Origin of the sequence: Burkholderia sp. AU16482, assembly GCF_002223285.1 — a bacterium.
Classification (GTDB): domain Bacteria; phylum Pseudomonadota; class Gammaproteobacteria; order Burkholderiales; family Burkholderiaceae; genus Burkholderia; species Burkholderia semiarida.
Window position 1 is genome coordinate 273018 of record NZ_NKEY01000009.1, and the last position, 23870, is coordinate 296887.

28 protein-coding genes are annotated in these 23870 nt (G+C 69.7%); 19 read left to right on the forward strand and 9 right to left on the reverse strand.

The window, feature by feature from the left end; translation table 11 throughout:
* Positions 1-21: 21 nt before the first annotated feature.
* Positions 22-1068, reverse strand: coding sequence for a UDP-glucuronic acid decarboxylase family protein (locus CFB35_RS31720; RefSeq protein WP_059575017.1), 1047 nt, complete (start codon positions 1066-1068; stop codon positions 22-24).
* Positions 1068-2387: a glycosyltransferase family 1 protein gene (locus CFB35_RS31725; protein ID WP_089466128.1), complete on the reverse strand. Its 1320-nt coding sequence runs from the start codon at positions 2385-2387 to the stop codon at positions 1068-1070. Before CFB35_RS31725 ends, CFB35_RS31720 begins: the two co-directional genes overlap by 1 nt.
* A 244-nt stretch (positions 2388-2631) precedes the next feature.
* Between CFB35_RS31725 and CFB35_RS31735 the strand changes: the two genes are divergently transcribed.
* The 7 genes from CFB35_RS31735 to CFB35_RS31765 all read left to right on the forward strand — a co-directional run bounded on the left by CFB35_RS31735 (position 2632) and on the right by CFB35_RS31765 (position 7357).
* Positions 2632-3036 carry a BON domain-containing protein gene (locus tag CFB35_RS31735; protein ID WP_059575206.1) on the forward strand — a complete coding sequence of 135 codons (405 nt, stop codon included), beginning with the start codon at positions 2632-2634 and terminating at the stop codon, positions 3034-3036.
* A gap of 30 nt (positions 3037-3066) precedes the next feature.
* A complete protein-coding gene (locus CFB35_RS31740; RefSeq protein WP_059575019.1) occupies positions 3067-4095 on the forward strand; it encodes an SDR family oxidoreductase in 1029 nt (342 codons plus the stop codon).
* 28 nt (positions 4096-4123) lie between these two features.
* Positions 4124-4423, forward strand: coding sequence for a DUF2795 domain-containing protein (locus tag CFB35_RS31745; RefSeq protein ID WP_034209262.1), 300 nt, complete (start codon positions 4124-4126; stop codon positions 4421-4423).
* Positions 4424-4484: 61 nt separating this feature from the next.
* Positions 4485-5051, forward strand: a complete 567-nt coding sequence (locus CFB35_RS31750; protein WP_059575020.1) for a hypothetical protein — start codon at positions 4485-4487, stop codon at positions 5049-5051.
* A 128-nt stretch (positions 5052-5179) separates the two neighbouring features.
* Entirely contained in the window at positions 5180-6037 is an 858-nt protein-coding gene (locus CFB35_RS31755) for an SDR family oxidoreductase (RefSeq protein WP_059575021.1), read from the forward strand.
* A 34-nt stretch (positions 6038-6071) separates the two neighbouring features.
* Positions 6072-6686, forward strand: coding sequence for a DUF4142 domain-containing protein (locus CFB35_RS31760; protein WP_060967421.1), 615 nt, complete (start codon positions 6072-6074; stop codon positions 6684-6686).
* 59 nt (positions 6687-6745) lie between these two features.
* The gene (locus tag CFB35_RS31765) at positions 6746-7357 is read left to right on the forward strand and encodes a DUF892 family protein (RefSeq protein WP_059575023.1); all 612 of its coding nucleotides are present in this window, start codon (positions 6746-6748) and stop codon (positions 7355-7357) included.
* Positions 7358-7443: 86 nt separating this feature from the next.
* Here CFB35_RS31765 and CFB35_RS31770 read toward each other — a convergent pair whose 3' ends face one another.
* Positions 7444-8736 (reverse strand): Nramp family divalent metal transporter, encoded by a 1293-nt coding sequence (locus CFB35_RS31770; protein WP_059575024.1) that lies wholly within the window; start codon positions 8734-8736, stop codon positions 7444-7446.
* The gene (locus CFB35_RS31775; RefSeq protein WP_059575208.1) at positions 8733-9404 is read right to left on the reverse strand and encodes a UdgX family uracil-DNA binding protein; all 672 of its coding nucleotides are present in this window, start codon (positions 9402-9404) and stop codon (positions 8733-8735) included. The genes CFB35_RS31770 and CFB35_RS31775 overlap by 4 nt, the downstream gene beginning before the upstream one ends.
* 233 nt (positions 9405-9637) lie before the next feature.
* Here CFB35_RS31775 and CFB35_RS31780 point away from each other — a divergent pair, with 233 nt between their 5' ends.
* Positions 9638-10117, forward strand: coding sequence for a response regulator (locus tag CFB35_RS31780; protein WP_059575025.1), 480 nt, complete (start codon positions 9638-9640; stop codon positions 10115-10117).
* Between the two features lie 124 nt (positions 10118-10241).
* On the opposite strand, the gene CFB35_RS31785 is transcribed toward CFB35_RS31780, so the two are convergent.
* The 3 genes from CFB35_RS31785 to CFB35_RS31795 all read right to left on the reverse strand — a co-directional run bounded on the left by CFB35_RS31785 (position 10242) and on the right by CFB35_RS31795 (position 11592).
* The gene (locus CFB35_RS31785; protein WP_059575026.1) at positions 10242-10718 is read right to left on the reverse strand and encodes a PRC-barrel domain-containing protein; all 477 of its coding nucleotides are present in this window, start codon (positions 10716-10718) and stop codon (positions 10242-10244) included.
* A gap of 91 nt (positions 10719-10809) precedes the next feature.
* Complete coding sequence (locus CFB35_RS31790; protein WP_059575027.1) at positions 10810-11241, reverse strand: CBS domain-containing protein; 432 nt, start codon at positions 11239-11241, stop codon at positions 10810-10812.
* Positions 11242-11337: 96 nt separating this feature from the next.
* Complete coding sequence (locus CFB35_RS31795) at positions 11338-11592, reverse strand: hypothetical protein (RefSeq protein ID WP_059575028.1); 255 nt, start codon at positions 11590-11592, stop codon at positions 11338-11340.
* A gap of 157 nt (positions 11593-11749) precedes the next feature.
* Here CFB35_RS31795 and CFB35_RS31800 point away from each other — a divergent pair, with 157 nt between their 5' ends.
* From CFB35_RS31800 to ligD, 11 genes are all read left to right on the forward strand, one after another.
* Complete coding sequence (locus CFB35_RS31800) at positions 11750-12052, forward strand: hypothetical protein (protein ID WP_059575029.1); 303 nt, start codon at positions 11750-11752, stop codon at positions 12050-12052.
* A 217-nt stretch (positions 12053-12269) separates the two neighbouring features.
* On the forward strand, positions 12270-12518 hold the full coding sequence (locus CFB35_RS31805; protein WP_059575210.1) for a hypothetical protein: 249 nt from the start codon (positions 12270-12272) through the stop codon (positions 12516-12518).
* Positions 12515-12826, forward strand: a complete 312-nt coding sequence (locus tag CFB35_RS31810) for a hypothetical protein (RefSeq protein WP_059575030.1) — start codon at positions 12515-12517, stop codon at positions 12824-12826. Before CFB35_RS31805 ends, CFB35_RS31810 begins: the two co-directional genes overlap by 4 nt.
* A 45-nt stretch (positions 12827-12871) precedes the next feature.
* Positions 12872-13186, forward strand: coding sequence for a hypothetical protein (locus CFB35_RS31815; protein ID WP_059575031.1), 315 nt, complete (start codon positions 12872-12874; stop codon positions 13184-13186).
* 374 nt (positions 13187-13560) lie between these two features.
* Positions 13561-14994 (forward strand): RNA polymerase factor sigma-54, encoded by a 1434-nt coding sequence (locus tag CFB35_RS31820; protein WP_059575032.1) that lies wholly within the window; start codon positions 13561-13563, stop codon positions 14992-14994.
* 70 nt (positions 14995-15064) lie between these two features.
* Positions 15065-15253, forward strand: coding sequence for a DUF3008 family protein (locus CFB35_RS31825; RefSeq protein ID WP_006498333.1), 189 nt, complete (start codon positions 15065-15067; stop codon positions 15251-15253).
* 46 nt (positions 15254-15299) lie between these two features.
* Entirely contained in the window at positions 15300-15461 is a 162-nt protein-coding gene (locus tag CFB35_RS31830; protein WP_006498332.1) for a DUF1328 family protein, read from the forward strand.
* Positions 15458-15844, forward strand: a complete 387-nt coding sequence (locus CFB35_RS31835; RefSeq protein ID WP_060310432.1) for a DUF3022 domain-containing protein — start codon at positions 15458-15460, stop codon at positions 15842-15844. The genes CFB35_RS31830 and CFB35_RS31835 overlap by 4 nt, the downstream gene beginning before the upstream one ends.
* Positions 15845-15968: 124 nt before the next feature.
* Positions 15969-18074, forward strand: coding sequence for a catalase HPII (gene katE, locus CFB35_RS31840; protein WP_089466129.1), 2106 nt, complete (start codon positions 15969-15971; stop codon positions 18072-18074).
* A gap of 71 nt (positions 18075-18145) precedes the next feature.
* On the forward strand, positions 18146-19150 hold the full coding sequence (locus CFB35_RS31845) for a Ku protein (protein ID WP_059575035.1): 1005 nt from the start codon (positions 18146-18148) through the stop codon (positions 19148-19150).
* 39 nt (positions 19151-19189) lie between these two features.
* Positions 19190-21997: a DNA ligase D gene (gene ligD, locus CFB35_RS31850; protein ID WP_089466130.1), complete on the forward strand. Its 2808-nt coding sequence runs from the start codon at positions 19190-19192 to the stop codon at positions 21995-21997.
* A gap of 4 nt (positions 21998-22001) precedes the next feature.
* Here the strand turns inward: ligD and CFB35_RS31855 are convergent, their stop codons facing one another.
* Together CFB35_RS31855 and CFB35_RS31860 are read right to left on the reverse strand one after the other, a co-directional pair.
* Positions 22002-23324 (reverse strand): sodium:proton antiporter, encoded by a 1323-nt coding sequence (locus CFB35_RS31855; RefSeq protein ID WP_089466131.1) that lies wholly within the window; start codon positions 23322-23324, stop codon positions 22002-22004.
* Between the two features lie 40 nt (positions 23325-23364).
* Positions 23365-23727: a DUF3175 domain-containing protein gene (locus CFB35_RS31860; RefSeq protein WP_089466132.1), complete on the reverse strand. Its 363-nt coding sequence runs from the start codon at positions 23725-23727 to the stop codon at positions 23365-23367.
* Between the last annotated feature and the right edge of the window lie 143 nt (positions 23728-23870).

The following is a 23870-nucleotide window of genomic DNA, read 5'->3' on the forward strand; positions in this document are numbered from 1 at the left end:
CCAGCGGCGGCCGGCCGCCCGTCAGGTGGTCGGTGCCGGCCGGTTCTGCGTATGGACCTGCGCGAGCAGATGCGACGCGATTCGCGTGCTGCGCACGAGATCGCCGGGCGTGTGGTGCGTGACCTGGCGTTGAATGAAGTACCGCGCGGTATGCGCGAGCCCGTTCGCGAGCGTCGTCGTCGCGCGCCAGCCAAGCCGCTTCTGCGCGGCGGCGAGATTCGGCCGCCGCTGGCGCGGATCGTCGGCCGGCAGCGGCCGGAACTCGATCGGCACCGTCGCACCGACGATTCGTACGACTTCCCGCGCGACGTCGATCATCGCGATCTCGACGTCGCTGCCGAGGTTGACCGGCTCGCTCGCGTCGCCCGCTTCGTCCATCAGCCGGATCAACGCGTCGATCATGTCGTCCACGTAGCAGAACGAGCGCGTCTGCTTGCCGTCGCCGTAGACGGTCAACGGCTGTTCCGCGAGCGCCTGCGTGACGAAGTTCGACACGACGCGCCCGTCGGCCGGATGCATGCGCGGGCCATACGTATTGAAGATCCGCGCGATCCGCACGTCGACGCCGTACTGGCGGTGATAGTCCGCGAACAGCGTCTCCGCGCAGCGCTTGCCTTCGTCGTAGCACGCGCGGATGCCGGTCGGATTGACGCGGCCGCAATAGTGCTCGTCCTGCGGATGCACGTCGGGGTCGCCGTACACCTCGCTCGTCGATGCCTGCAGGATGCGCGCCTTCACGCGTTTGGCGAGGCCGAGCAGGTTGATCGCGCCGTGCACGCTGGTCTTCGTCGTCTGCACGGGGTCGCGCTGGTAGTGAACGGGCGACGCAGGGCATGCGAGGTTGTAGATCTCGTCCACTTCGACGTAGAGCGGAAACGTCACGTCGTGCCGCATCAGCTCGAAGTTCGGCGCATCGAGCAGGTGCGCGATGTTGTCCTTCGTGCCCGTGTAGAAATTGTCGACGCACAGCACGTCGTGGCCCTCCGTCACGAGGCGCTCGCACAGATGCGAACCGAGAAAGCCGGCGCCGCCGGTGACGAGGACGCGTTTTCGATCGTAGCCCTTCATTACGTATTCTCCTTGCGGTGTGCGAGCACGCCTTGCGTGGTGCCGACCGGCGTGCGCCGGCCGGTGGCCGCCGACGTGCCGGCGCGCTGCGCGCGGGCGACGTCGCGGTAGATGTCGACGAGCCGGTCGGCGACGCCTTGCCAGGTGTAGAAGCGGTGCGCGCGCAGGTAGCCGGCGCGGCCGAGCGCCGCGCACAGGTCCGGTTGCGCGCGCAGTTGCACGAGGCGCGCGGCCAGCGCGGCCGGGTCGCGAGGCGGCACGAGATAGCCGGTGGCGCCGTCGTCGACGGTCGTGCGGATGCCGCCGACGTCGCTGCCGATCACCGGCGTCGCGCATGCCATCGCCTCGACCGGCGTGATGCCGAACGGCTCGTACCACGGCGTCGTCACGAACACGTCGGCCGCGCTGTAGTACAGGTGCAGCGCGTCGCGATCGCGGCGGCCCACGAAGGTCACGCGGTTCGCGATGCCGAGTGCGTGCGCGAAGGCGGCGAGCCGCGCGAGTTCCGGGTCGCGCGCGGGGTCGGGCGTGGGCTGGCTGCCGCCGACCACGTACAGGTGCGTCGGCCGTTGCGGATCGCGCGGCATGCGCGCGAGCGCGTCGATCACGGTATCGATGCCCTTGCGCGGCACGAGGCGGCCCAGTTGCAGTATGACGAATGCGTCCTGCGGCCAACCCAGGCGTGCGCGCGCATCGACGCGCGGCACCGGCCGGAATTCCCGCGCGTCGAAGCCGCACGGCACGATCTCGATACGTGCGGTGTCGGCGCGATAGTGCGTCGTCAGGTCGAGCGCGTCCTGCGGGCATTCGGCGATCAGGCGGTCCGAGCGGCGCGCGAGCGTGTCCTCGATCGCGAAGCGCGCGTCGGGGAAGCCGTCGGCCGTGCCCTGGTGCAGCCGCCGCACGCGGCCGAGCGCATGGAACGTCATGACGAGCGGGATGCCGAGCGCCTTTTTCACGCGCAGCGCGGCGTCGCCGGACATGAAGAAGTTCGCGTGCATCACGTCGACGGGGTCGGGCTCGCGCCGCATGCGCGCGATCATGTACTGCGCGAACGCGCCCATGTACGGCAGCAGCCGCTCCTTGGGCACGTCGGTCGGCGGCCCGGCCGGCACGTGGATCACGCGCATGCGCGGGCCGATCGGCACGACTTCCGGCAAGTGCGGATTGTCGCAGCGCGTGTAGACGTCGACGTCGAGGCCGCGCTCCTCGAGCTGCTTCGCGACGTTCGCGACATAGATGTTCTGGCCGCCGGCATCGACGCCGCCGATCACCCCCAGCGGCGATGCATGTTCACTGATCAACGCGATTCTTTGCATGGTCTTGCTCCCGATATCGGGGCCGCGCACACGGGCCGCCGTTACCCGTCGCTCGGCAATCGGCATGCCCGCTGCATTGCGGGGAAAACCGCTTCCCCGTGTGCCGAAAAAATTACAACGCGTTGGATGAAAGGGCGTCTGATCGCGCTGGCGTGCATGCATGCGGCGCACGCGGCGCGGCACGCGACTTGCGCGGCTCCCGTTCACCTGCCGGCGCGTCCGGCTTGACGAAAAGGAGGTCACGATGAAGGTATCCCCGCTACCAGCCCGCTCCCCGCGAATCCGCCGTCAACGCGCGCTGCGCACCGGCATGGCGGTCGCGATCGCCGCGGCCACCGCGTGCATGGTCGTCGCGCCGAACGCGGTCGCCGCCGGCGACGACGGCGCCGCATCGTCGTCGACGTCGTCGTCGCGTTCGAGCACCGGCACGAAAATCCGCGACGCGACGATCACGACCAAGGCGAAGGCCGAGCTCGTCGGCACGAGCGGCCTGTCGGCCGGCGACATCCACGTGAAGACCCGGCACGGCACCGTGACGCTCACCGGCAGCGTGCCCGACGAGCAGCAGCGCACGCAGGCCGTCGGCGTCGTCAAGCAGGTCGACGGCGTGCAGGACGTGCGCGACCAGTTGACCATCCGGCCCAAATAACCGCGCGTCGACCGTCACAGGAGTCCAGCGATGAACTGCATGCTCAAACCGGTCGGCGAACAGACGATCGTGATTACCGGCGCGACGAGCGGCATCGGTCTCGTCACCGCGCGCAAGGCGGCGCGGCGGGGCGCGAAGCTCGTGCTGTTCGCACGCAACGAGGACGCGCTGAACACGCTGTGCGAGGAAATTCGCCAGCACGGCGGCCTCGCGGTGCCGGTCGCCGGCGACGTCGGCAACATCGAGGATCTGCAGCGCGCGGCCGCGACGGCGGCCGATACGTACGGCGGCTTCGACACCTGGGTCAACAATGCCGGTGTGTCGATCTTCGGGACGGCGGCCCAGGTGCCGCTCGAGGATCAGCGCCGGCTGTTCGACACCAACTACTGGGGCGTCGTGCACGGCTCGCTCGTCGCGGCCGACCATTTCCGGCGCAAGAGCGATTTCCATGGCGGCGCGATCATCAACATGGGCAGCGAGGCATCCGACGCGCCGGTGCCGCTGCAAAGCGCGTACGTCGCATCGAAGCACGCGGTGAAGGGCTTCACCGATTCGCTGCGACTCGAGATGGAGGCCGACCACCTGCCGGTTTCCGTCACGCTGATCAAGCCGGCCGCGATCGACACGATGTTCGTGATGCACGCGAAGAACTACATGAACGTCGAGGCGAAGCTGCCGCCGCCGATCTACGACCCCGACCTGGTGGCCGACGCGATCCTGTTCGCGGCCGCGCATCCGCGCCGCACGCTGTTCGTCGGCGGCGCCGCGAAGTTCACGTCTGCGAGCGCGTACCACGCGCCGCGCCTGTTCGATCGCGTGGCGGCCACGCTGTTCTCGCGCGGCCAGCGCACGGTGCGGCCCGCGCGGCCGCGCGACGACAACGCGCTGTACGACTCGCGCCATGCACTGCACGAGCGCGAAGGCATGGAAGGCCCCGTGCTGCGCAGCTGTGCGTACAACACGGTGGTGCAGCGGCCGAAGGTTGCCGGCGCGGTCGCGCTCGGCGCGGCGGCGCTGATGTTTGCCGCGTTCGCGCGCGCACGCCGTCCGTCCGCGTGATTTTCGTTCATTTTCCAAGGAGGCTTTCATGACATCCCGACAACATACGGGCCACGAATACAGCCACTCGCGTGCGCACGAAGGCGAGCGCACGCAGCAGGACCACGACAAGGGCGGCCATCAGACGGGCCACGGCAAGCCGCCGAGCCCGGTCGACGTGCAGAAGGCGCTCAAGGGCATGGACTACCCGGCGAGCAAGTCGGACGTCGTGCAGTGCGCGGAACGCGCGCATGCGGACCGCGAGGTGCTCGACATGCTGCGCAAGATCCCGGAGCGCGAGTACGACACGCCCGCATCGGTATCGAAGGAACTCGGGCGGCTGATGTAAGTGCCGTCCCGTCGCGCCGCGTGCGCGAGCGCGCGGCGCACCCATCACGAGGAGCACGACCATGGCGATGATCGTCGCAGGCCGTTTCACGACGTTCGATGAAGCGGAAGGTGGGGCGCGTCACCTCTACGAGCGCGCGTTCGGGCCCGACGACGTGTCGATCTTCTTCCTGAACCCCGGCGGCCAGCACGCGCGCTTCCCGATCGGCGGCGACGTGTATGCCGACACGGCGGCGAAACCGGGCGGGCGCGGCGCGATGATCGGCGCGATTCGCGGGCTGCTGATCGGCGTCGTGGCCGGATTGATCGTGTATGCGGTCGGCCTGCGCTACTGGTTCGTGCCGGCCGCCGGCGCGCTGGCCGGCGCCTATCTCGGCGCATTCGGCGGCGCGCTCGGCCGGATGCGCGGCGAGCAGGCCGAAGGCAAGGGCACGCTCGCGCAGAGCGAAACCGGCGTGATCCTCGCCGCGCGCGTGACGCCCGACACTGCGACGGCCGCCGAAGACGTGCTGCGCGCGACCGGCGCGAAGTCGATCGAGCGCGTCGAGGGCGACTGGCAGAACGGCGAATGGCGCGATTTCGATCCGGTGCGCCGGCCCGACGAAGCGCCATCCGACGTGCCGCGCTGAATACGCCCTTTTTTCCAAGCGCTTGCAAAGCACACCGTCGAAACCCGGCCGGCGCGCGCGGGCCGACGTGCGCCGCGCGCGGCACGCCGTTTGCGCAGCATCGACGGCATTCGTTCAAGGAGGAACACATGACCACCGCACAGACTCCACCGCCGCAGAAACAGTCGCATCAGCCGGGCACCGAGCGCGACATGCACCCGAAGCCGCGCGACGAGGCGGCCGACTACGTTGGCAGCGGCAAGCTCGCGGGCAAGGTCGCGCTGGTGACGGGCGGCGACAGCGGGATCGGCCGCGCCGTGGCGATCGGTTTCGCGAAGGAGGGCGCGGACGTCGCGATCGTCTACCTGAAGGAATCCGACGATGCCGCGCACACGAAGAAGCTGATCGAGCAGGCCGGCCGGCGTTGCGAGGCGATCGCATGCGACGTCGGCGATCGCCGGCAGGCGCGCGACGCGGTGGCGCGCACGGTCGAGCGGCTCGGCCGGCTCGACGTGCTCGTCAACAACGCAGGGGAGCAGCATCCGCAGCCGGGCATCGAGGACGTGTCGGAGGAACAGCTCGAACGCACGTTCCGCACGAACGTGTACGGCATGTTCTTCTGCACGCAGGCCGCGCTGCCGCACATGAAGCAGGGCGGCCGCATCGTCAACACGGCGTCGGTCACCGCGTATCACGGCAGCCCGAAGCTGCCCGACTACTCGGCGACCAAGGGCGCGATCGTCGCGTTCACGCGCTCGCTGTCGATCGAGCTGGCCGAGCGCGACATCCGCGTGAACGCGGTCGCGCCCGGGCCGATCTGGACGCCGCTGATTCCGTCGACGTTCACGCCGGAGCAGGTCGAGAAATTCGGCTCGAACGTGCCGCTCAAGCGGCCTGGCCAGCCGGACGAACTGATCGGCTGCTACGTGCTGCTCGCGTCGGAAGGCGCGAGCTACATGACCGGGCAGACGCTGCACCCGAACGGCGGCTCCATCGTCGGCGGCTGATGGCCGTTTCCACGCAAGTACCAGGAGAAAGCAGATGAGACAACCCAACTGGACGATCGCGGCGCTCGCCGCCGGCGTGCTCGCGGTGTCGGCGCTCGCCCGCGCGCAGATGCCGAGCGAGCCGCCCGCGTCGAATTCGCATGTGCCGGGCGGCGTGATCAATCCGTCGTCGGGCGCGGGCGCCGCGGGCGACCCCGGCATCGCGAAAGCGCCGAAGGGCGCCGACGCGGAATTCGTCGACAAGGCCGCGATGGCCGGCAAGGCGGAAGTGCAGGCCAGCCAGCTCGCGCTGAAGCAGGCGCAGTCGGCCGACGTGCGGGCATTCGCGAAACGGATGGTCGCGGACCACGGCAAGGCGAACGCGAAGCTCAGTGAGATCGCTGCGCGCAAGGGCATGAAGCCGCAGGTCGACACGATCTCGGACCCCGACGTGGAGGCGCTGCGCGGCAAGCGCGGGCACGACTTCGACACCGCCTATCTCGCGGCGGCCGGCCCCGATGCGCACAGGAAGGCGGTCGCGTTGTTCGAAGACGAAGCGCGCGACGGCAAGGACGCGCAACTGCGCGCGTTCGCGAAATCCACGCTGCCGACGCTCAAGCATCACCTGAGCATGGCGGAAACGGTCGCACGCAAGGTGGGCGCGCAATAACGCGCGCCCGGTTCCACCCCTGGGCCGCACGTGCGGCCCGCTTTTTCGGAGAAGCAGTCATGGCCCAACGGCAATCGAAGCACGAAGGTATCCTCGAACTGCTCTGCCAGGCATACGAGACCGAGCTTGGCGGCGCGCAGATCTACGAGGCCGCGCTCCAGTGCGCGACCGACGAGGACCTGCACAAGGAATGGGAGAAGTACCATCGGGAGACGCTGCATCACCAGGAGGTGCTGCGCAAGGTATTCGAAACGCTCGGCCTCGACCCGGATACGCAGTCGCCGGGGCGCGCCGCGGTGGCGGCGACCGGCAAGTCGCTGGTGCAGGTGATCGAGCAGGCGAAGAAGCAGGCCGACCCGGCGGTCGCGCAGGTCGTCGCGGCCGAATGCGTGGTGCTGGCCGAAACCAAGGACCACCTGAACTGGGAGCTGATCGGCTACGCGGCAGATCAACTGCCCGACAGTAACGCTGCGAAGGTGTTGAAGGCCGCGCACGATGAAGTCGAGGCCGACGAGGATCATCACCTGTATCACACGCGTGGCTGGGCGCGCGAGATGTGGATCGAGTCGATGGGCTTCAAGGCGGTGCTCCCGCCGCCGGAGGAAGTGAAGAAAGTGGAGTCCGCCGCCGATGCGGCGCGTGCCGAGCGCTCGCGCGGCAAGATGATGTAATATCGCGGGCCAAGCGGGCGGCGCGGCCGCCCGCTTGCTGGTCGAGAAGGTTGCGCACGCAACCTCGTTCATCTCCGTTCCGTCGATCACGTCAGCAGATCGACGATCATCGTGGCCACCGCCGCCGCCATCAGCACGACCGCCAGCCAGCCGAACAGTTTCGACACCGGCCCGCTGCCGGGCTGGCCGGCCGCATCGCGCTTGCGCGACAGCAGCATCACCAGCACGAGCATCGGCACCGCCGCGATGCCGTTGAGCACCGCGCTCCAGTACAACGCGCGGATCGGGTCGATCGGGCCGAAGCAGATCGCGATGCCGACGATCACGCACAGCGCCAGCACCGTGTAGAACGCGGGCGCGCGCTTCACGGGCTCGTTCAGCCCTTCGCGGAACCGCCACGCTTCCGCGCACCCGTAGGCAGCGCTGCCCGCGAACGCGGGAATCGCGAGCAGCCCGCAGCCGACGATGCCGAACGCGAATACGAGAAACGCGGCTTCGCCGGCGATCGGCCGCAATGCCTCCGCGGCCTGCGCGGTGCTGCCGATGTCGTGCCGGCCGCGCGCGAAGAAGACGGCCGAGCCGATCACCATGATGCAGAACGACACCGCGTTGGTGACGATCATGCCGGTCCACGTGTCGAACGTGATGCGCCGCTCGGTCTCGCGGCGCGTGCTGCGCTCGCCGTCCTGTTGCTCGGCCGTGGTTTCCTCGACTTCGAGCGCGGCTTGCCACACGAACAGGTATGGGCTAAGCGTCGTGCCGAGCACGGCGACCGCGGTGGTCGCATACGCATGCGTGAACGCGATCTGCGGCAGCACGATCGCATGCAGCAGGCCGGCCCAGTCGATGTGCACGAAGCCGAGTTCGAGTACGTACGCGATCAGGCCGAGCGTCATCCATTTCAGCCAGCGCGCGTAGCGTTCGTACGACAGCAGCACCTGCAACGCGAGCGACGCGATCCCGTAGAGCGGCGCATACCAGTAGCTGCGGCCGCCGACGACGAGCGCCGTCGCATCGCCCATCGCCGCGAGATCCGCGCCGACGTTCACGACGTTGACGATCACGACCATCACGATCAACGTCTTCGCGACGCGATCGGAAAAATGCTCGCGGATGCCGGCCACGAGCCCTTCGCGATTGCGCCGGCCGATGAATGCCGACGCGAGCTGCACCGCGACCATCATCGGCAGCGTGACAATGATCATCCACAGCATGTTGAAACCGAACTGGCTGCCGGCCTGCGCGTAGACGGCGACGTTGCTCGGATCGGCGTCCGACGCGCCCGCGAGCAGGCCGGGGCCGAGCCGCCGGTACCACGGCTTCGCGGCGGGCGGCGGCGCTTCGGTCGCCGGCCGCGCGTCTTCGTCGAGTCCGCTCATCCGGCGTCCCCGTGCGACGGGCGGCCGCCCCCGTGGCGCCGCTCGCGCGCGAGGCGCGACGCCGTGCGCAATGCGTCCACCAGCGTGCGGTAGGCGTGTTCGCGGGAATCGGCGCCGCGCGTGCGCAGCACGTACGACGGATGATAGGTGGCGACGACGAGCCGGCCGTCCTCGGTGCGCACCGGCGCGCGCGTGCGCTCGAGCGTCGCGTCGTTGTCCTGCAGCACCGCGCGCAGCGCCGTCGCGCCGAGCGCGACCACCACGCGCGGCTGTACGGCTTCGAGCTCGCGCTCGAGCCAGTAGTGGCACGCGGCCACTTCGCGCTGCGCGGGCGTCTTGTGCAGCCGCCGCTTGCCGCGCGGCTCCCATTTGAAGTGCTTGACCGCATTCGTCAGGTAGACGTGCGAGCGTTCGATCCCGGCTTCGTCGAGTGCGCGATCGAGCATGCGGCCGGCCGCGCCGACGAACGGCAGGCCCGCGCGGTCCTCCTGGTCGCCCGGCTGCTCGCCGACCAGCATGATCGGCGCGTCGACGGGCCCGGCGCCCGGCACCGGCTGCGTCGCGTGTTCCCACAGCGTGCAGCGGCGGCACGCGTCGAGCGTGGCCGGCGTATCGTCGTCGGTCGGCGGCGGCGTGGATGCCGGGCGCGCGGGCGGTTTGCGCGTCATGCGGCGCCCCGGGCCCGGGCCGGGCAAGCGGCGCGCCGCGGTTGCGCGGAACATGCCGGCGCGCGTGCTGTCGCACGGGCGGAGGGAAGCAGAGCGGGCGCGGGAAGCCGCATCGTGCGCATGAAAGACTCCTGTGTCGGCGATGCGAAAGAGACAGCAACCGGCATGCCGCACTCGGTCGATATGGGCGCGCGCCTTGCTTGGCAAACCGGTCCAACGACAGGAGAAGCACGATGCAACCCGACCCCGGCGACGATCCGGCCGCCGACGACGTGCTGCTGTGGCGCGCGCCCGACAGCGTGCCGCGCCGCCCGCGCCGCGTGCTGGTCGTCGACGACTATCGCGAAGCGGCCGATGCGCTGCGCCTGCTGCTGGAGGCGCGCGGCTTCGAGTGCCGGGTTGCCGACGATCCGTTCGCGGTGTGCGACGTCGCGCGCGACTGGCAGCCATTCGCGGTCGTGCTCGACATCGCGATGCCGGGCCTCGACGGGCTGCAACTCGCGGCGCGACTGCGCGGCGATCCGCAAACGGCCGACATGCTGCTGGTGGCGTGCAGCGGGCTCGCGTCGCGGCGGGATCAGGAACAGGCGAAGGAAGCCGGCTTCGACGCGCATTGCGCGAAGCCGCTGACGCCGCACCGGCTGCTGGGCTACCTCGAATCGGCAAGCGGCGGTGCCGCGAAGCCGGACGGGGACGTTACACGCCCCTTGTAAAAAGGCTGGCGGCGCGCGGGGTGCGGCACCTGCCGGCACGGCGCGGCGGACAAAAAACGCCCCGCGCGGAGCGGGGCGTGTCGCATCAAAGGCGCCGGCGCTCCGGCGCCACGTCGTGGCGCGCTCAGTGGCGGCCGCGCGGATCGTTCAGGTCCTCGGTCGGGTCGGTGAGCCCGAGCTCGTCGCCGGCACTCCAGTACGGTGTGCTGCCGTAGAACTCGTGCAGCGGCTCGGCCCATTGCGGATCGGCCATCGCCGGCCAATGGTCCTTGTCGAACCCCGGCGCGTTGCGGATCCGCTCGGACGACACCGACAGCAGGAAGCACTTGCGCTCGGTGTCGAGCGTCAGCGCGCTCCACGGAATGGCGTGCAGCTTGTCGCCGATGCCGAGGATGCCGCCGCTCGACAGCACCGCATACGCGATGCGGCCGGAGCGCACGTCGAGCATGATGTCCTTGATCTTGCCGACGTCGTCGCCGTCGGTCGTATAGACCTTGTCGCCTTCCAGCGTATCGGCCGCCATCACGTCGGGGCCGGGGCCGGCCGCCGTCGCGGCGCCCTTGCCGATGATGCGGGTCTGACCTTGATTGGAAGTCTGCATGGTTTCCTCCAGGCTGCGTGGGGCGCGACCGTGCCCGGGGCGGGCCCTGCGGGTCGCGCGGGGTGGGCAGGGCGAAGCGGGAATCGCTTCGTCACGTCTGCTTCGGTTGCGACACGCCTTCGAGCGTGTTCGCCACGTCGTCGCGCTCGGGGCTCGCCGTGCGCGTCGCGATGTCGGCGAGCGACAGCATGCCGACCAGTCGCTTGTCGTGATCGACGACGGGCAGCCGGCGCAGTTGCGCGTCGGCCATGTAGTGCTGGATCTCGTCCAGCGAATCGTCGTCGAAGCACCATTCGATCGGGCCGGACGCCACCTCGTGGATTCGCGTCTCCGGCGGCTTGCCAGCCGAGATCGCGCGCACCGCGAGATCGCGGTCCGTCACCATCCCGACCAGCCGGTTGTTGTCGCACACGGGCAGCGCGCCGATGTCGTAGCGCTCCATCAGTTGGGCGGCGTGACGGATCGAGTCGGTCGGCGAGATCCGCACGACGTCCTGCGACATGATTTCGTTGACGCGATGCATGCAATTCTCCTTGCGGGTAGGTGTAGCAGTGTGTAGCAATGGGCCGATGCGGCCGCCGGATTCAGCAAAGCACATGCCGTGCGCGCGGCCGCCGCGTCACGCGTCATCGCGATCGCGTTTGTCTTGCCACGGCCCGTCGTCGTGCGTGCCGGGCGGCGTGTCGGGTTCGATGCGCGTCACGCCGCCCGTCGCGGGCGCATCGCTCGCCGGAAACGTGTCCTCGAGCTGCTTGTCGATGTGACGTTCGGAATGGCGCGTGCGCGTGCGGTCCTGATCCTTCAGCGGGGGTTGCGGGTCGGGCTGCCGCTCGTGCGCCGGTGCGTTCTGGCCGGGCCGGGTCGACTCCTTCATGACGGTGCTCCGTATCGGTGACGATGATGCGCCAGTGTCGCAACCGGCGTTCCCGGTTCGCCCCCCGGCACGCGACTTGCCGCAGCGAGGCAGACGACCATGACGACGCAGGCGCGACGGCGTGTCTGCTGCGCACACATCAAGCGGAGGCACGACGATGATTCCGAAACGACGACCAGGCGTGCGCTATGAGATCAACGTATGCGGGGGCGGATTCGATTCGGTGAAAAGCCATTTCGATACGTGGAAGCGCGAGCCGCTGATCTACCGGCCCGAGCGCCGGATGTTCGAAGGCAAGGCCGACGTGCGGCCGCTCGGCGACGAGACGTTCGGCGCGACCGAGCCCGCGCGCTTCGCGCTGCAGCGGGCGTGCGAGCCGTCGGATCCGTACGCGCTCGCCGCGCGCGTGCGCGACGACGGCCGCGAGCTGTGGCTGGTGATGGCCGCCTATGACGCGTAGCGGCGCGCTTGCAAGATTTTCAGCGAACGGTGTAGCGAAGGCATGGCGCTTCGCGCCGCACCGCGCGGCTGTGTATCCGCCCGCGTATCGATTCCCGCGCGGTCCCCGTGCGATCTCCGTGTGCGGGCGGCCCGGCCGCACGGCATGCGGTTTGCGAATCCTCGCCATGCGGCTGTCGCGCCGATCCCGACCGAATCCCGCAACGATGGAATTGCCGATGAAAAACGAACCCGCGCAGTGGCTGCAACGGCCCGAACCGCCGCTTCCCGACATCGAGCCGGACCCCGAGCCGCCCGACCCCGACGACGTGCCGCCGGACATGCCCGAGCCGTACCGGCAGCCGGAGGGCGATCCGCCCGGGCATGCGCCGCCGGAACGCGATCCGCCGTCGCGCGAGCCGCCGGTGCGGGCGCCGCCGGTGAGCGCGGCGTCGCGAACGACACCGGCAAGGGAGGGCCTGCGATGAGCATCCGCGTGAAACCCGGCCTGCTGCGCGACATCGCCGAAACGCTGGGCCGCCATTTCGAGGCGCGCGCGATCCCGTTCCATGTCGAGGAGCAACCGGCCGGCGCATTGCATATCGGCTTTCGCGTCGACGGCCATCCGGCGTCGCTGACCGTGACGTTCGACGGCGATGCATTCGCCGCGCTCGAACGGGCCGACGTCGGCCGGCAACGCGGCACGCTCGCGCGCGTCGCGGCCGAATTCGACACGATGATGGCGCGCCGCGCACCGACCGCGTACGCGGGCGATTTCCATTTCAACCGGCTCTGAGCCGCGCCGCCACGGCGCGGCCCGCAGCCATGGGAGGAGCGTTCGATGAACACGATCCAGACGATCCGCGTGGGCGCGTGTGCGTTGGCCGCCGCGTGCGCGCTGGGCGCATGCACGCAACCGGCCGGCGGCCCGTACGGCACGCGCGCGGCGCCGCCCGCGCCGCCCGACGGCCGCGGCGCGCAATCGACCACGACGATGCCGGACGCGAACACGCGCTACGACACGCGTCCGTCACCGGGCAACACGATGCCGCCGGGCGCAACCGTCGGCGAACCGGTCGACGCACCGCCGCCCGGCCCGAACGGCACGCAGGGCGATCGGCCGCTGCCGGGCACGCCGCCGCCGATGCAGTACTGACAGGACGTTGCGGTGTGGCGCCGCGCCACGGCATGCGGCACCGCGATGCGGCCGGGGCAACGCGATGGCGAATCCGCACGAGCATCCGGCGCCATCTGCCCGAATCGTCGATCGCTTTACTCGACCGGTCGTAGGGCGACCGCATCGATGCGAATGAGGACGGGCAGTCAGCCCAGGGCGGGGCCGCGTTTGCCCGAGCGAAATACGTGCCCCCAAACTTGCCCCGGCCTTGTAAAAAGGCAGGCTCCGGCGCGGGGCGACACGGGGTGCGAACCCCCGAGAGCCGCGCCCTGCCGCGCTTCGCGCGGCTGGCACGGATGCTGCATGACGTTCGGTAGAAGACACACCCGAACCGAACCGTCAGGAGGCTTTTGATGCCCGTCTCGCTTGCGCTGCAGATGCGACAGCATCTCGCACTCACGCCGAGGCTTCAGCAGTCGCTGCGGCTGCTGCAGTTGTCCTCGCTCGAATTTCAACAGGAATTGCGTCAGGCGCTCGACATGAACCCGTTTCTCGAAGACGGCCCGGGCGACGACGAAACCGCTGCCGCCACCCCCGAGCAACCGACCGAAGCGGCCGCGCCTGAAACGGCGCCCGAGCGCGACGAAATGCGCCCGCCGAACGGCGAGGTGCCGTTTACCGCCGCGCCCGCGCCGCGCGGCACGAGCCGCCAGGGCGACGACACCGACGGGCTGTCGCCCGGCGAATGGATGGCCGCCGAGCCGTCGCTGCATCAGCAACTGCACGATGCGCTGCGGCTCTATCCGCTCAACAAACGTGATCGCGAGGCCGCGCGCCTCGTGATCGATGCGCTCGACGACGACGGCTACCTGCGGCAGGAACTCCCTGAACTGCTGGTCGCCGCCGATCCCGCGTGGCTGCTGTCGGAGCAGGATCTGGCGGTCGCGCTGCGGCTCGTGCAGATGCTCGACCGGCCGGGTATCGCCGCTCGTTCGTTATCCGAATGCCTGGTGCTGCAACTGGACGCGATTCCGGCCGGCACGCCGGCGCTCGCGGAAGCGAAAGCGATCGCGCGCGAGCATCTGGAGCGGCTCGCGCGCCGCGAGACGGCCGAAATCCAGCGGCGCCTCGGCTGCAATCAGCAGACGCTGCAGGCCGCCTGCGCGCTGGTGCGTGGGCTCGACCCGCGCCCCGGCAATCACTACGGCAGCACGCGCGGCGACTACGTGGTGCCCGACGTGATCGTGCGTCAGGTGCGCGACGAATGGATCGTCACGATCAATCCGGCCGTGCTCCCGCGTGCGCGGTTGCACGAGCGCTATGCGACGCTGTTCGCGCAATCGAGCGGCGAGCGCGATTCGCCGCTCGGCCAGCAATTGCAGGAAGCGCGCTGGCTGATCCGCAACGTGCAGAAGCGCTTCGACACGATCCAGCGCGTGGGCGAATGCATCGTCGCGCGGCAGCGCGATTTCTTCCGCTACGGCGAGATCGCGATGAAGCCGCTGGTGCTGCGCGATATCGCGGAGGAACTGGACCTGCACGAATCGACCGTGTCGCGCGCGACCGGCAACAAGTACATGGCCACGCCGCACGGCACGTTCGAGTTCAAGCATTTCTTCCCGCGCAAGCTCGAGGCGGCCGGCAAGGGCGTGTGCTCGGCCTCCGCCGCGAAGGTGCTGATCCGCGACATGATCGCGGCCGAGCGGCATACCGATCCGCTGTCCGACGTCGCGCTCGCCGAAAATCTCGCGGGCCGCGGCATTCTTCTTGCGCGTCGGACGGTGACCAAGTATCGCCAGGCGATGAAGATTCCGCCGGCCGACCTGCGGCGCCGCGACGCCGCGTGACGGCCTCATTGTTCCAACCACGCGCGCGCCGTCCGTCGCGTCGGCTCGCGCCAACGAGAGGAGCGCAATCATGCCAGCCAAATCCCAGGCGCAGCAGCGCGCCGCAGGGGCCGCGCTGTCGGCCAAGCGCGGTGACACGAAAATGAAAGACCTGAAGCCGCCGTCGAAATCGATGGCCAAGTCGATGAGCGAGAAAGAGCTCGAGAAAATGGCTTCCACGCCCACGCACGGCAAACCGAAACACAAGCACGATGCGTGAGCGCCGCCGACGTTTAGTGACGACCGCTGTCATCCAGGAGGGTTCCATGCTTCGATACGCCATCATCTTCTTCGTCATCGCGATCATCGCGGCGGTGTTCGGGTTCGGCGGCATTGCCGCCGGCGCGGCCGAGATCGCGAAGATCCTGTTCTACATCTTCGTCGTGATCTTCCTGGTCACGCTGTTGCTGGGGGTCGTGCGCCGATGACGGTCGCGCCCGACCGGTCGCGGCGCGTCGCGGAACTCGAGCACGCGTTCGCGATCGGCTTTCCGTCGCAGTCGACCGTCGTCGTTCACGAGGACGACGCGTCGGGCCGGCTGACGATCCACGTATCGTGGGTGCGCGTGCCCTCCGACGAGGATGCGCGCGAATGGCGCTGCACGGTCGACATGCGGTTCGATGCGGACGTGATCGAGCGGTACGCGCTGCTCGACACGGCCGACCGGCTGCGCGTGCGCACGCAACTGTGCGACCGCGCGCGGCGCGCGGTGGACGAGCACAAGCCGCGCGTCGAGGATGCCGTGATCGAATGCAACGTGGCGCTCGACGTGACGGCCGTCGAATTCGACGCGGCGCTGCGCGCGCCCTGACGCCGCCGGCCCGCGGGCGCCCATCGGGCGCCGGGCCGGCTTTCCCCGCCGTTCGCACGCGCGCGCCGCGGCGCGCCGGCGTGCATGGCGGCTCCCCATTCGAATACCAAGAGGACACCTGACGATGACGAATCCCCCATCCGCCGGCAAGACGCCCCCGACGCAGCCGCACGACAGCGCGAAGTCGCGCCAGCTCGAAGCGAACCGTGCGCGGCCCGACGGCGAGGCGTTGCGCACCAACCAGGGCGTGCGGATCGCCGACAACCAGAATACGCTGCGAGGCGGCGCGCGCGGCCCGTCGCTGCTCGAAGACTTCATCATGCGCGAGAAGATCACGCATTTCGATCATGAGCGCATTCCGGAGCGCGTGGTGCACGCGCGCGGCTCGGGCGCGCACGGCGTGTTCCGCGTCTACGAGCCGATGGCCGACTACACGAAGGCCGCGTTCCTGCAGGACCCGGCCGTCGAAACGCCGGTGTACGTGCGCTTCTCGACCGTGCAGGGGCCGCGCGGGTCGGCCGACACCGTGCGCGACGTGCGCGGCTTCGCGGTGAAGTTCTATACCGAGGAAGGCAACTACGACCTCGTCGGCAACAACATGCCGGTGTTCTTCATCCAGGATGCGATCAAGTTTCCCGACTTCGTGCATGCGGTGAAGCCCGAGGCGCCGAACGAGATGCCGACCGGCGCGTCCGCGCACGACACGTTCTGGGATTTCGTGTCGCTGGTGCCGGAAACCACGCACATGGTGCTGTGGCTGATGTCGGATCGCGCGCTGCCGGCGAGCTATCGCGCGATGGACGGCTTCGGCGTGCACACGTTCCGCTTCGTGAACGCGGCCGGCGTCGAGCGTTTCGTGAAATTCCACTGGCGGCCCGTGAGCGGCGCGTATTCGCTGCTGTGGGACGAGGCGCAGCGCATCGCCGGCCACGACCCGGATTTCAACCGGCGCGACCTGTGGATGGCGATCGAGCGCGGCGACTATCCGGAGTTCGAGCTCGGCGTGCAGATGATCGATCCGGACGATGCCGACAAATTCGACTTCGACCTGCTGGACCCGACCAAGCTCGTGCCGGAAGAACACGTGCCGGTGCGGCCGATCGGCCGGATGACGCTGAACCGCAACCCCGACAACTTCTTCGCGGAGACCGAGCAGGTCGCGTTTCACCCGGGCCACGTGGTGCCGGGCATCGATTTCACGAACGATCCGCTGTTGCAGGGGCGGCTGTTCTCGTACACCGATACGCAACTAAGCCGGCTCGGCGGCCCGAACTTCCACGAGATTCCGATCAACCGGCCGGTGTGCCCGTTCGCGAACAACCAGCGCGACGCGATGCACCGGCAGACGATCAACGTCGGGCAGGCGTCGTACGAGCCGAACTCGACGAGCGGCGGCTGGCCGCGCGAGACGCCGCCCGCGCCGTCCGGCGGCGGCTTCGAGACCGTGCCCGAGCCGCTCGAAGGCCACAAGGTGCGCGTGCGCAGCGAATCGTTCGCCGATCATTTCTCGCAAGCCGCGCTGTTCTACCAGAGCATGACCGAGATCGAGCAGCGGCATATTCGCGACGCGTACTGCTTCGAGCTCGGCAAGGTGACGCAGCCGCACATTCGCGAGCGGGTGGTCAACGAAATCATCGCGCGCTTCGACGCGGGGCTCGCCGCGCAGGTCGCCGAACGGCTCGGGCTGCCCGCGCCGCAGGCGGCCGCGACGCCGGCCGTTCCGCGGCCCTCGCCGGCGCTGAGCCTGGTCGGCCGCGCGAAGCCCGGCATCCGCTCGCGCAAGATCGCGCTGATCGCGACGCCGGGCGTGAACCCGGTGCTCGTCGAGCAGGTGCGCGACGCGTTGCAGGCCGCGCACGCGGTGCCGACGATCGTCGCGCCGACGCTCGCGCCGATCGGCGGCATCGTGCCGGAGGCGACGCTCGCCGGCATGCCGTCGGTGATGTTCGACGCGGTGTTCGTGTGCGGCGGCGACGGCGATGGCCGCGATCTCGCGCACAGCGCCGACGCCCGCCATTTCGTGCGCGAGGCGTTCAAGCACCTGAAGCCGATCGCGGCCGTCGGCTCGGGGCGGCAATTGCTCAGCGCCGCGCACTTGCCGGATCCGGCTGAAGGCGTGTGCGTCGGGCAGGCCGTCGATCTCGACAAGGTGCTGAACACGCTGTCGGATCACCTCGGCCAGCATCGCGTGTGGGCGCGCGAACAGCAGGCGGCGGAACTACCGGCATAGGGCCGGCGGCGGTTCGCGCCGGACGGCGCGCCTGCCCTCGGGCGGGCGCGCATCGGGCAAGGAGGAACAGCATGGCACCGCGGATGATATGGAAAGGCGCGATCAGCTTCGGGCTCGTGCACGTGCCCGTGCAACTGTTTCCGGCGACGCGCACCGTGAAGCCGTCGTTCCGGATGCTCGACAAGCGCTCGATGGACCCGATCGGCTATCGGCAGATCAACAAGCGCACCGGCAAGGAGGTCACGCGCGAGGACATCGTGCGCGGCTACGAGTACGAGAAGGAGCGCTACGTCGTGCTGACCGACGACGAAATCCGCGCGGCGAACCCGGAATCGACGCAGACCGTCGACATCCTGACCTTCGTCGACGAGGACGCCGTGTCGTTCCTCTATCTCGACACGCCGTACTACCTGGTGCCGGACCGCAAGGGCGAGAAGGTCTATGCACTGCTGCGCGACGCGCTGAAGGACAGCGGCAAGATCGGCATCGCGCTCGTCGTGATGCGCGACCGCCAGCACCTGGGCGCGCTGATCCCGGTCGGGCCGATGCTCGCGCTCGATACGCTGCGCTGGCAGGAGGAACTGCGGCCGCTCGACGAGCTGTCGGTGCCGGCCGACGACGCGAAGGGCGCGGGCGTCACCGCGCGCGAACTCGCGATGGCGAAGAAGCTGATCGACGACATGTCCGGCAAATGGACGCCCGACGAATATCACGACACGTTTCGCGACGACATCCTCGAACTGGTCGAGCGCAAGGTGCGCGCGGGCAAGGTCGAGGAGATCGAGGACCGGCCCGCGCAGACGGGCCGCGCGGCGACCAACGTGGTCGATCTCACCGAGCTGCTGAAGCGCAGCCTCAAGGGCGGCGCCGGCGCGCGCGCGGCAGATCTGCGTGACGAGCGCGACGAAGCGGAAGAGGAGGCGTCATCGTCGTCATCGTCGCGCCGCAAGTCGCCCTCGAAATCCGCGTCGAAAGGCGCGGCGACGAAAACCGCGGCGAAGCGCGGCACCGCGAAACGCGCGGCGAGCGAGCCTGCGGCGAAGAAGACCGCCGCGCGACGCAAGCACGCGGCGTGAAGCCGATGACGCCGACTCCGATTTCGACGAGGTGACGCGATGGCCGGCAAGCTCGATCCGTATCGCCGCAAGCGCCATTTCGGCGCGACGCCAGAGCCCGAAGGCGCGCACGGGAAGCGTCGCGCGAAGGCGGAGGTGAAAGCGGGCACGAAGGCGAAACCCGCCGCGCGCGCCCGCCACCCGCTGCGCTTCGTGATCCAGGAGCACCACGCGCGCCGGCTGCACTACGATTTCCGGCTCGAGCTCGACGGCACGCTGAAGTCGTGGGCCGTGCCGAAGGGGCCGAGCTTCGATCCGCAGGTGAAGCGGCTCGCGGTGCATGTCGAGGACCATCCGCTCGAATACGCGTCGTTCGAAGGCGAGATTCCGGCCGGGCATTACGGCGCGGGGTCGGTCGTCGTCTGGGACGAGGGCACGTGGACGCCCGACGGCGGCGTCGCGCAGGCACGCGAAGGCTACCGGGCCGGCAAGCTGACGTTCCGGCTCGACGGCGAGAAGCTGCACGGCGGCTGGGCGCTCGTACGTAGCGGGCGCCAGGAAGGGCGCCAGGAGCAGTGGCTGCTGATCAAGGAGCGCGACGACGACGCGCGCAACGCCGATGAATTCGACGTGGTCGGCGAGCGGCCGGGCAGCGTGCATGACGGCGCGTCCGACGGCGCGGCGCGCAAGCGAGCGGCGCGACGCGGCGGCTCGAGCGGCGCGAACGGCGATTCACGGGCAACGCGACCTGCAAGCCGCGAAGGCAACGAAAGCCAGCGCCCCACCGATCCGTCGCAAGTCGAGGGCGCGGTGCGCGCGCCGCTGCCCGAGCGCGTCGCGCCGCAACTCGCGACGCTGGTCGACGCACCGCCGACGCACGGCGGCTGGTGCTACGAACTGAAGTTCGACGGTTACCGGATCCTCGCGCGCATTGCCGGCAAGGGCGCGCGCCGGCGCGTCACGCTGATGACGCGGGAAGGCCGCGACTGGACTGCGAAGCTGCGCGCGCAGCGCGACGCGCTCGCGGCGCTCGATGTCGACGACGCGTGGCTGGACGGCGAGGCCGTCGTGCTCGGCGAAAACGGCCTGCCCGATTTCCAGGCGTTGCAGAACGCGTTCGGCACGGGCCGCTCGGATGCAATCACCTTCTTCGCGTTCGATCTGCCCTATCTCGACGGATACGACCTGCGCGACGCGCCGCTCACGGCCCGTCGCGCGCTGCTCGAACCGCTGCTCGCGAACAGCGACCCGACGCGCGTGCGTTTTTCGCCCGATCTCGGCGAGGACGTCGCGTCGCTGATCGCGAGCGCCTGCGACACGGGCCTCGAAGGGCTGATCGGCAAGCGCGCGGAGTCGCGCTATCGCGCCGGCCGTTCGCCGGCGTGGATCAAGCTCAAATGCCGGCGCCGGCAGGAATTCGTGATCGGCGGCTTTACGGAGCCATCGGGCAGCCGGCACGGCTTCGGCGCGCTGCTGCTCGGCGTGCACGAACCGCCGCCGGCCGGCAAGCGGCGGCGCGGGCCGGGGCCGCTGCGCTACGTCGGCCGCGTCGGCACGGGATTCGACGCGCGCATGCTCGACCGTCTCGCCGCGATCCTGCGCAAGCACGAGCGCGACACAATGCCGTTCGACGCACCGCCGCGCGAACGCACGCGCACGCGCGTGCACTGGGTCGAGCCGACGCTCGTCGCCGAATGCGAATTCGCGGAATGGACCGGCGACGGCATCGTGCGGCAGGCCGCGTTCATCGCGCTGCGCGACGACAAGCCGGCGCAGCAGATCGTCCGCGAAATGCCGAAACACACGGAAACGGAGGTGACGATGGATCGACGCGAAACCACGCACGACGACAAACGCAAGCGCGCATCGCCTGCCGCTCATGAAACGGCCGCTCGCAAGCGCACCGCACGTTCCGGCGCGGCCGCGCGCGCCGAAGACGGCGCGGCCGCGCGCGCCGAAGACGGCGCGGCTGCGCCAGACTCGCTCGGCGGCGTGCGCATCACGCATCCCGAGCGCGTGCTCGACCCGCAAAGCGGCACGCGCAAGATCGATCTCGCGCAGTATTGGCAATGGGTCGCGCCGTGGCTGCTGCCCGACCTGAAAGGCCGGCCCGTCTCGCTCGTGCGCGCCCCGGGCGACATCGCCGGCGAGCTGTTTTTCCAGAAACACGCGGAGCGCCGCGAGATTCCGTTCGTCACGCAGCACGAAGGGCTCGACCCCGGCCACGGGCCGTTGCTGTCGATCGACAGCGTCGACGCGCTGCTCGGCGCCGCGCAAATGGGCACGGTCGAACTGCACACGTGGAACGCGCATGCGTCGAACATCGAGCGGCCCGACCGCATCGTGTTCGACCTCGATCCCGATCCGGCGCTGCCGTGGCGCACGATGATCGACGCCGCGCAACTGGTGCGCGGCCTGCTCGACGAGCTGGGGCTCGTGTCGTTCTGCAAAACGAGCGGCGGCAAGGGGCTGCACGTCGTCGTGCCGCTCACGCGGCACGCGGGCTGGGACGACGTGAAGGATTTTTCGCGCGCGGTCGCGCAGCACGTCGCCGGCACGCTGCCCGAGCGTTTCACCGCGACGATGGGGCCGCGCCACCGGCGCGGCAAGATCTTCGTCGACTACCTGCGCAACGGGCGCGGCGCGAGCACGATCGCCGCGTATTCGGTGCGCGCGCGGCCCGGCATGGGCGTGTCGGTGCCGCTCGAGTGGGACGAGGTGCCGCAGACGACGGGCGGCGCACAATGGACGATCGACACGTTGCACGTGCGGCTGGACGCGCTGAAGCGTGACCCGTGGGAAGGCTATGCGAAGGCGCGCCAGCGCATCACCGCGGCGATGCGGGCGCGGCTCGGCGCGGACACGTGAACCGTCAGCGACGGCGCTGCTGCAACCGGTAATACCAGTTCATCAGCGGCGTCGCGGAGACCCCGTGCGCCACCACCGACGCGGACACGACGGCCAGCACGGGCGCCGCCAGCGGGCGCACGGCCTCGGACGGCCCGTGCTCGAGCGCGAACAGCAGATAGTAGAACGAGCCGATCCCGCGGATGCCGAACCACGCCATCAGCCGCCGCTGCGCATGCGTCGCCCGCGACCCGACGAGCGTGACCAGCACCGCGAGCGGGCGCACGGCGACGAACAGCACGGTGGCCAGTGCGGCGGCGCCCCACGTGAACAGCGGGCCGGGCAGCGTCGACAGCACGCTGCCGATCATCGTCATCACGATCGCCTCCGCGATCCGTTCGAGCTCGATCGTGAAGCCGAGCACCGATTCGGCCATGAACGCATGCGCCTTGTCCGGATGCTTTTCGGTCGCGACGACGTCTTCCGAATCGATCTGGCCGATCACTTCGCGCGGCGGACGGTCGCCGCTCGCACGATGCTCGACGCGCCGCATCGCGACGCCGGCCGCGAACGTCGCGATGAAGCCGAACGTGTGCGCGAGCTGCGCGGCACCGAACGACAGCACGATCAGCGCGAGCGCGAAGAAGCCTTCGAGGCCGAGCGCCTGCGCGTGGCGCGTGCGCAGCCAGCCGATCGTCTTCGTCATGGCCCAGCCGAGCCCGCCGCCGATCGCCGTCGCACCGGCGATGCCCCACAGCGCGACCAGCGCGAACGTGCCGGACAGCGGCGGGATGCCGTGCGTTGCGCCCGGTGCGCCGCACAGCGCGAGCCCCGCGAGCGCGAACGGCAGCGCGATGCCGTCGTTCATCCCGCCTTCGCCGGACAACGCGAAGCGCACCATATCGCGATCGCCCGGGTCGTGCACCTGCACGTCGTGCGCGAGCACCGGATCGGTCGGTGCGAGGATCGCCGCGAGCAGCAGCGCGGGGCCCCAGCCGACGCCAAGCGCGAGCACCGTGCACGCGGCGAGCAGCGGCACGGTGACGACCATCGCGAGCAGCCCGAGGCGGCACGGCACGAGCCACAGCTTGTCGGACAGCGGCACGCGCAGCCGCAGCCCGATCGCGAACAGCGATACGAGCAGCGCGACTTCGACGATCGCGCGCAGCAGGGGGCCGTCGCGTTCGAGGTCGAGATGCAGCAGGCCGGCGCCGCTCGGGCCGAGCGCGACGCCGAGCACCAGGTAGATCATGGCCGAGCTGCAGGGCAGGTGGCGCAACGCGGATGTCACGACGCCCATGCCCAGCAGCACCGCGCCGATGATCAGGTACCAGAGGGTTTCGTGCATGTGTGATCGCAGCGGAGGGAGACGGGCGACGCGCCGGCCGTCAGGGCTTGCGACCGAACGCTTCGCGCAGCTTGCGCTTCGCGCGTTCGAGCGTTGCACGGCGCGTTTTCGGCAGGTTGCGGCCCGCGCGGTTCACGTAGAAGTTCAGCATCGACATCGCCGACTGGAACGGCGACGCCTTGCGGCGGCGGCTGTGTTCGGCCGAGTGCTTCAGCGACGCGGCGATCGCCGCCGGATCGTCGGACTTGAAGATGTCGGGCTCGATGTCGAGCGCATCGCTTTTTTGCGTGACTTCGCCGGACCAGCGCTTGCGGTGGTTCGGATCGGCGCCGCGTGCGCGGCCGGGGCGGCGCGTATGGCGCTTGCCGTGTGGGTGGGAAGCGGAAGCAGAAGCGGAAGGCATAAGGCGGAGGCTCCGTATGGGTCACGGACAAGTCGTGCGCGGGAGGGGAGCAAACCGCGTGCCGCATCTCGAACGTCGCCGGCGCGGCATGGGCCTTGCTGAAAGACCGGAGCAGGAATTTCCATCACGCGATCGTCCATAGG

Coding starts and splice junctions, on each gene's coding strand:
- CFB35_RS31720 (WP_059575017.1), bottom strand. CDS start 1,068: ATGAAGGGCTACGATCGAAAACGCGTCCTCGTCACCGGCGGCGCCGGC.
- CFB35_RS31725 (WP_089466128.1), bottom strand. CDS start 2,387: ATGCAAAGAATCGCGTTGATCAGTGAACATGCATCGCCGCTGGGGGTG.
- CFB35_RS31735 (WP_059575206.1), top strand. CDS start 2,632: ATGAAGGTATCCCCGCTACCAGCCCGCTCCCCGCGAATCCGCCGTCAA.
- CFB35_RS31740 (WP_059575019.1), top strand. CDS start 3,067: ATGAACTGCATGCTCAAACCGGTCGGCGAACAGACGATCGTGATTACC.
- CFB35_RS31745 (WP_034209262.1), top strand. CDS start 4,124: ATGACATCCCGACAACATACGGGCCACGAATACAGCCACTCGCGTGCG.
- CFB35_RS31750 (WP_059575020.1), top strand. CDS start 4,485: ATGGCGATGATCGTCGCAGGCCGTTTCACGACGTTCGATGAAGCGGAA.
- CFB35_RS31755 (WP_059575021.1), top strand. CDS start 5,180: ATGACCACCGCACAGACTCCACCGCCGCAGAAACAGTCGCATCAGCCG.
- CFB35_RS31760 (WP_060967421.1), top strand. CDS start 6,072: ATGAGACAACCCAACTGGACGATCGCGGCGCTCGCCGCCGGCGTGCTC.
- CFB35_RS31765 (WP_059575023.1), top strand. CDS start 6,746: ATGGCCCAACGGCAATCGAAGCACGAAGGTATCCTCGAACTGCTCTGC.
- CFB35_RS31770 (WP_059575024.1), bottom strand. CDS start 8,736: ATGAGCGGACTCGACGAAGACGCGCGGCCGGCGACCGAAGCGCCGCCG.
- CFB35_RS31775 (WP_059575208.1), bottom strand. CDS start 9,404: ATGACGCGCAAACCGCCCGCGCGCCCGGCATCCACGCCGCCGCCGACC.
- CFB35_RS31780 (WP_059575025.1), top strand. CDS start 9,638: ATGCAACCCGACCCCGGCGACGATCCGGCCGCCGACGACGTGCTGCTG.
- CFB35_RS31785 (WP_059575026.1), bottom strand. CDS start 10,718: ATGCAGACTTCCAATCAAGGTCAGACCCGCATCATCGGCAAGGGCGCC.
- CFB35_RS31790 (WP_059575027.1), bottom strand. CDS start 11,241: ATGCATCGCGTCAACGAAATCATGTCGCAGGACGTCGTGCGGATCTCG.
- CFB35_RS31795 (WP_059575028.1), bottom strand. CDS start 11,592: ATGAAGGAGTCGACCCGGCCCGGCCAGAACGCACCGGCGCACGAGCGG.
- CFB35_RS31800 (WP_059575029.1), top strand. CDS start 11,750: ATGATTCCGAAACGACGACCAGGCGTGCGCTATGAGATCAACGTATGC.
- CFB35_RS31805 (WP_059575210.1), top strand. CDS start 12,270: ATGAAAAACGAACCCGCGCAGTGGCTGCAACGGCCCGAACCGCCGCTT.
- CFB35_RS31810 (WP_059575030.1), top strand. CDS start 12,515: ATGAGCATCCGCGTGAAACCCGGCCTGCTGCGCGACATCGCCGAAACG.
- CFB35_RS31815 (WP_059575031.1), top strand. CDS start 12,872: ATGAACACGATCCAGACGATCCGCGTGGGCGCGTGTGCGTTGGCCGCC.
- CFB35_RS31820 (WP_059575032.1), top strand. CDS start 13,561: ATGCCCGTCTCGCTTGCGCTGCAGATGCGACAGCATCTCGCACTCACG.
- CFB35_RS31825 (WP_006498333.1), top strand. CDS start 15,065: ATGCCAGCCAAATCCCAGGCGCAGCAGCGCGCCGCAGGGGCCGCGCTG.
- CFB35_RS31830 (WP_006498332.1), top strand. CDS start 15,300: ATGCTTCGATACGCCATCATCTTCTTCGTCATCGCGATCATCGCGGCG.
- CFB35_RS31835 (WP_060310432.1), top strand. CDS start 15,458: ATGACGGTCGCGCCCGACCGGTCGCGGCGCGTCGCGGAACTCGAGCAC.
- katE (WP_089466129.1), top strand. CDS start 15,969: ATGACGAATCCCCCATCCGCCGGCAAGACGCCCCCGACGCAGCCGCAC.
- CFB35_RS31845 (WP_059575035.1), top strand. CDS start 18,146: ATGGCACCGCGGATGATATGGAAAGGCGCGATCAGCTTCGGGCTCGTG.
- ligD (WP_089466130.1), top strand. CDS start 19,190: ATGGCCGGCAAGCTCGATCCGTATCGCCGCAAGCGCCATTTCGGCGCG.
- CFB35_RS31855 (WP_089466131.1), bottom strand. CDS start 23,324: ATGCACGAAACCCTCTGGTACCTGATCATCGGCGCGGTGCTGCTGGGC.
- CFB35_RS31860 (WP_089466132.1), bottom strand. CDS start 23,727: ATGCCTTCCGCTTCTGCTTCCGCTTCCCACCCACACGGCAAGCGCCAT.